Below are 5,216 nucleotides of genomic sequence, written 5' to 3' on the forward strand. Positions count from 1 at the left end.
GATCCGGGAGCGATGAGACGCGCCGCCGCTGCGGTCATCGCTCCCGGATCGCGCCGGGCGGAGGCGAGGGCGCCTACGGCTCAGCCGTAGGCGACCGTCACCTCGTGGAAGCCCAGGGAGCGGAGCAGCCCCTCCAGCATCGACGTGGTGTTCTTCTCGGCGCGCTCGGCGAGTCCACTGTCGCGGGCCGCCTCGTCGATGTGCTGCGCGGCGAGCTTCTGTACGGCCTGCTCACCGGCCGGGTTGTCGGTGAACAGATCCCCCAGCCGGTCCAGCAGGCCCCGCTGCTTCGACACCGCGTACGAGCGGTTCGGGTCGAGGGCCGCCGTCCCGAGCACCGCGTGCGGCAGCCGGATCGAGGCCTTGGTGCGGTCGTCGTTCACGGTGACGTTGCGCTCGTCCAAGCCGCCCATCTCGACGTAGCCGCCGACCGTGCCGGCGCCCACGTACAGGGTGCGGGTCCCACGGATCGCGTCCGGCAGGAACGCCGCGTCCTTCTCCAGGTCCACGACCACCTGGAAGTTGCCGACGGCCGCCTCGTAACGGTCCATGTCCTGGATCGACTTGAGCAGCGCGGGACCGGTGCGGTCCCGGGTTTCCTCGCCGAAGAGGCCGCCGAAGCCCGGAATCAGGCTGAAGCGCTCCACGAGCATGAACAGCACCGCGACCACCGCCACGCCGACGGCGATCCGCCGCCACCACGGGCGCCACGAGGCGCCCGGCCGAGCCGAAGAGGTTTCCATGCTCCCCGGATACCCCGTGGACGCCGCTCCAGTACGACATCCCCGCCCCCGGCCGTCCGGCGACGGCCCTGGGCGCGCGGCGGAGCGGTCAGCGCTCCACGGCCTTGCCGGACACCAGCCGGGAGACCTCGATCTCGGCCCACACGGCCTTCCCGGTCCCGTACGTGTGCGAGCCCCAGCGATCGGACAGGCGCTCCACGATGTACAGACCACGGCCGCCCGGGATGCCGCGCTGCGGAGCCGGGTGGCGAGCGGGAAGCGTCGTCGTGCCGTCGCACACCTCGATGCGCAGGGCCGCCCCGCCGGCGGTGAGGACGAGTTCGTCGCAGCCGCCCGCGTGCAGGCACGCGTTGGTCAGCAGTTCGGACACCAGGAGCAGGGCGTCCTCGAAGGTCTCGGTTCCGTCCCAGCCCCAGTCCTGGAGGGCCTGGCGCGTGAAGTCGCGGCCCTTGGCCACAGGGCCGCGGACACCCGTCAGCGCGAGCCGACGCCGCTGCCCCGCGGCGGGAAGGCCGGCACTCACTGGATCGCCCGCCCCCGGTTCCCTGGTCTCCACTGTGGTCCCACCCCCGTGCTCGCCCCTGACCTCTGCTCCCGGCGCCCGGCCTTCGCGCGGCCGCTGCCGGTGTCCCGGGCCGGTCGGTGTGCCCTCTGGCGATCCGGGGCGCCGAAGCACGGTGGTGACAGTGTAAGGGACCCGCCTTCTCACGGAGTTGCCATGTGAAGCCGCAGCGTGAAGCCGCCGTCCGTGGCACGGACCTCGACCAGATCGCAGAGCTGGTGGATCATCCACAGCCCGCGGCCGCCCTGGGCCGAGGCCAGGGCCGGGCGGCGGCGCCCGGCCAGCGGGTCGCCCAGGCGGCCTCCGTCGCGGATCTCCGCGACGACCTCCGCTCCGGGGCCGGTGGATGTCCACAGCCGCAGGGTGCCCTTCCCGCCCCCGTGGGCGAGGGAGTTGGCCGCCGCCTCGCTGACGGCGAGGACGAGGTCGCCGCGCCGCGCCGCGGTCAGGGCCGTCCCGCGTGCCCAGCGCTCGGCGTGCGCCCGCACCTCGGCCAGTTCTCCGCGGGAGTAGTCGAGCCGGAGCACCTCACCGTCGGGTTCGGGCAGGGGGCGATCGCAGTCCGCGGAGACCACGGAGGCGTCGGTGTACGCCGCGCTCAGCAGCTCCCGGCCCCCTTCGAGGAGCGTGGGGTGCGTGCGCCGGGCATCGGCCACCACCGAGGACGCCAGCCCCCGTACGTCGTACGGGCACAGGATCGTGGCCGTACGGCCGGTGAAGGCCGAGTTGATGAGGGCCTCGTGACGGGTTGCCTCCAGCACCTCGGCGGGGGAGCGGCCCGGCCAGATCGGCTCGCCGACGATCCGGGCCGCCCGGCCCGCGTGCCGGTCGGCGAAGTCCTGCAGGGCGGCCAGGATGCGGCCCGGGTTGCGCCCCAGCTCCGTCATGTCCGTCCAGACGACGTCCGTCCCGCTCGCGCCGAGGCTCTCACGCAGGGCGTCCAGGTGAGGGCCCGGCACGGCGACGAGGACCGGTTCGTCGGCCGACAGGGCGGCGCGCACGAAACCGCCCACGCCGGACACGTATTCGGCGAGGTCCTCGTAGAAGAGTGCGGGGTGGACGAAGGCTTCGGGACCGGTGGTCGCAGGAACAGTGATCATGCTGCGACCTCCAGCGCGGCGCATTCGTCCGGGAACATCTCCACTACCTTGCGGAGCGAGTACGGCGGGTCGTGGAGCAGCAGTCGCCGCCCCTGCCCGCTCAGGGTGGCCGAAGCCTCGACCAGGGCGGCGACCGCGGCCATGTCGAGGAAGGCCACGGCGGAAAGATCGAGATGGATGACGGGGCCGGGAAGCCCGGTCACGACGCCGATCGCGGCGGACAGGGCCTGCCGGGTGTCGAGGTCGCCGCTGCCGCTCAGGCGCGCGCCGGGACGGTCCGGCAACGGCAGGGCGGTCAGTGTCGTCGTCATGCTCGTTCTCCTTCCCGTTTCTGTCCCCTCATACTGTACGGCCGCCACCGCACCCTTCCGGCGGGCATGTCATGGCCCTCGCCTACACCGCGAGCATGCCGGTGCGCAGCCGGGCCAGGGTCCGCGACAGGAGGCGGGACACCTGCATCTGGGAGATTCCCAGTTCGGCGCCGATCTCGGCCTGGGTCTTCTCCTGGCCGAAGCGCATCTGCAGGATGCGCCGGTCTCGCTCGTCCAGTTGCTCCAGCAGCGGAGCGAGGGTGTGGAAGTCCTCGAAGAGTTCGATGGCGGGGTCGACGTCACCGACGCGCTCCGCGAGCGGCCGGGCCGCCCGGCTCGTCGTGGACTGCACCTCGCCGTCCCCACTGGCGGTGTCGAGGGAGCCGCTCGTGTAGCCGTTCGCGGCCACCAGGCCGTCGATGACCTCGTCCTCGGACAGTTCCAGGTGCTCGGCCACCTCCTTGACCGTCGGTGCCCGGCCCAGGACGTCGGTCAGGGCCTCCTGGGCCTTCGCGAGTTCGGTACGCAGTTCCTGCAGGCGGCGGGGGACGTGCACGGCCCAGGTGGTGTCGCGGAAGTAGCGCTTGATCTCCCCCGTGATGTAGGGGAGGGCGAGGGTGGAGAACTCGACCTCGCGCTCGAGGTCGTAGCGGTCGATGGCCTTGATGAGACCGATGGTCCCCACCTGGATGATGTCGTCCATGTCGAGGCTGCCGCCGAGCGCGCGGTTGCGGAACCGGCGCGCGGCGAACTGCACGAGGGAGAGGTTCATCTCGATCAGGGTGTTGCGCGCGTACTGGTACTCGTGCGTCCCCTCCTCCAGGCTCTGCAGCCTCCGGAAGAAGAGCCGCGACAGCTCGCGTGCGTCGGCGGGTGCCACCTCACGGGGGTTCTCCACCAGGAGCGGTTCCAGGTCCTGCGTCGGCGCTCCCGGGGCGCCTTGGACCTGCGCGCCTGTTGCACGAATGGGGTCTACAACGGTGGCCGAGCGTGACATGGCGGCCGCTCCCTCCCAGTTGGCTTACGGCTGTCCGGGCCCTTCTGCCCCGCCCCGGCGGTACTACGCACGTGTGGGGTGCCCTTTTTCCCCGTGCGGGTCCGGCCCGCCGGCCGGCCGGAAGCACGCGGTGATCGCCTTGCCCCTGTGGCAGGCGTGGACGTCAAGGGAATCGGCCAGGGCATTGACGATCCCCAGCCCGCGACCGGACGTGGCGCTCGCGTCGGTGTCGGGTTCGCGCGGGCTGGGCAGCTGCGGATCGGTGTCGGCGACGCTCACGTGGAGGCACTGGCCGTCCCACGTCAGTACCAGATGGGCGGTGCCGAGCGCGTGACGGTGCGCGTTGGTGACGAGTTCGGAGACGCAGAGCAGCACGGAGTACACGGTGTCCGGCGCCGAACTGTTCCACGGCAGTGACGCCAGATGCCCCGCGGTCCACTGCCGCGCTGCCCGCACGCCCTGCGCGATCGGAAAGGAACGCGCCCAGCCCACCGCTTTGACCGCCAAGGTCCTCACCCCGTCTCTTCCGTCGTGCCGTGTGTCACGCCCTCGCCTACCCGCAGTCCGCCTCGGCACCCGGGATTTGGCCAAGCACCGTGCGTGAACGCGGGTTCGGGCCGTTGACGGTCTCGTGGGCGAAGGCTGGCGCCCGGGGGCTTAGCCTGTCGGGGGAACGCTCGAGGCTTCGAGCACGGCCTGGTCATAGGGAGATTGGGGCAGGGATGGTCGAGCCGGCGGTTGCAGCGGCGGGCGCGAAGAATTCGGGGGCGGTGGGGGAGCCGGAGCTCCGACAGCTCCTGGCCGGCCTGACGGCAGTACGGGACGGTGACTTCGGCACCCGTCTGCCGGACGAGGCCGACGGGCTGCTGGGGGAGATCGCCACCGTCTTCAACGGGATGGTCGACCAGCTCTCCTTGTTCACCTCGGAGGTGACCCGTGTCGCCCGCGAGGTCGGCACCGAGGGCACCCTGGGCGGCCAGGCCGTCGTTCCGGGCGTCTCCGGAACGTGGGCCGACCTGACGGACTCCGTCAACGCCATGGCCGGCAACCTCACCACGCAGGTCCGCGACATCGCCCAAGTGGCCACCGCCGTGGCGCGCGGCGATCTCTCGCAGAAGATCGACGTGGCGGCCCGGGGCGAGATCCTGGAGCTGAAGGACACCGTCAACACGATGGTCGACCAGCTCTCGTCCTTCGCGGACGAGGTGACCCGCGTGGCTCGCGAGGTCGGCAGCGAGGGACGGCTCGGCGGCCAGGCGGAGGTGCCCGGTGTGGCCGGGGTGTGGCGCGACCTGACCGACTCCGTGAACTTCATGGCCGGCAATCTGACCGACCAGGTCCGCAACATCGCCCAGGTGACGACGGCCGTCGCCAAGGGCGACCTGTCGCAGAAGATCGCCGTCGATGCCCGGGGCGAGATCCTGGAGCTGAAGAACACCATCAACACGATGGTCGACCAGCTCTCCGCGTTCGCCGATGAGGTCACCCGCATGGCCCGGGAGG

The 5,216-nt window shown here is 71.6% G+C and carries 7 protein-coding genes; 1 reads left to right on the forward strand and 6 read right to left on the reverse strand.

The annotated features are described in order from the left end of the window. Nucleotides 1-80 precede the first annotated feature (80 nt). The 6 genes from ACFWB8_RS33885 to ACFWB8_RS33910 all read right to left on the reverse strand — a co-directional run bounded on the left by ACFWB8_RS33885 (nt 81) and on the right by ACFWB8_RS33910 (nt 4,229). Nucleotides 81-743, reverse strand: a complete 663-nt coding sequence (locus ACFWB8_RS33885) for a DUF4230 domain-containing protein (protein WP_385236086.1) — start codon at nt 741-743, stop codon at nt 81-83. Between the two features lie 88 nt (nt 744-831). Then, nucleotides 832-1,266 (reverse strand): ATP-binding protein, encoded by a 435-nt coding sequence (locus tag ACFWB8_RS33890; protein ID WP_385236089.1) that lies wholly within the window; start codon nt 1,264-1,266, stop codon nt 832-834. A gap of 182 nt (nt 1,267-1,448) precedes the next feature. Then, nucleotides 1,449-2,405, reverse strand: coding sequence for an anti-sigma factor RsbA family regulatory protein (locus ACFWB8_RS33895; protein WP_385236092.1), 957 nt, complete (start codon nt 2,403-2,405; stop codon nt 1,449-1,451). Continuing rightward, nucleotides 2,402-2,716 (reverse strand): STAS domain-containing protein, encoded by a 315-nt coding sequence (locus tag ACFWB8_RS33900; RefSeq protein ID WP_385236095.1) that lies wholly within the window; start codon nt 2,714-2,716, stop codon nt 2,402-2,404. The genes ACFWB8_RS33895 and ACFWB8_RS33900 overlap by 4 nt, the downstream gene beginning before the upstream one ends. A gap of 82 nt (nt 2,717-2,798) precedes the next feature. Beyond that, nucleotides 2,799-3,713, reverse strand: a complete 915-nt coding sequence (locus ACFWB8_RS33905) for a SigB/SigF/SigG family RNA polymerase sigma factor (protein WP_385236098.1) — start codon at nt 3,711-3,713, stop codon at nt 2,799-2,801. A 63-nt stretch (nt 3,714-3,776) separates the two neighbouring features. Further along, a complete protein-coding gene (locus ACFWB8_RS33910; protein WP_385236101.1) occupies nt 3,777-4,229 on the reverse strand; it encodes an ATP-binding protein in 453 nt (150 codons plus the stop codon). Between the two features lie 206 nt (nt 4,230-4,435). Between ACFWB8_RS33910 and ACFWB8_RS33915 the strand changes: the two genes are divergently transcribed. After that, nucleotides 4,436-5,216 (forward strand): HAMP domain-containing protein (locus tag ACFWB8_RS33915; protein ID WP_385236104.1); only part of this gene is annotated, 781 nt, incomplete at its 3' end.

The organism is Streptomyces sp. NPDC060031 (genome assembly GCF_042736805.1).
Taxonomy (GTDB): Bacteria; Actinomycetota; Actinomycetes; order Streptomycetales; family Streptomycetaceae; genus Streptomyces.

Bases quoted from the DNA above. Each gene is read 5' to 3' on its own strand.
- ACFWB8_RS33885 (WP_385236086.1), bottom strand. From the start codon at position 743: ATGGAAACCTCTTCGGCTCGGCCGGGCGCCTCGTGGCGCCCGTGGTGG.
- ACFWB8_RS33895 (WP_385236092.1), bottom strand. From the start codon at position 2,405: ATGATCACTGTTCCTGCGACCACCGGTCCCGAAGCCTTCGTCCACCCC.
- ACFWB8_RS33900 (WP_385236095.1), bottom strand. From the start codon at position 2,716: ATGACGACGACACTGACCGCCCTGCCGTTGCCGGACCGTCCCGGCGCG.
- ACFWB8_RS33905 (WP_385236098.1), bottom strand. From the start codon at position 3,713: ATGTCACGCTCGGCCACCGTTGTAGACCCCATTCGTGCAACAGGCGCG.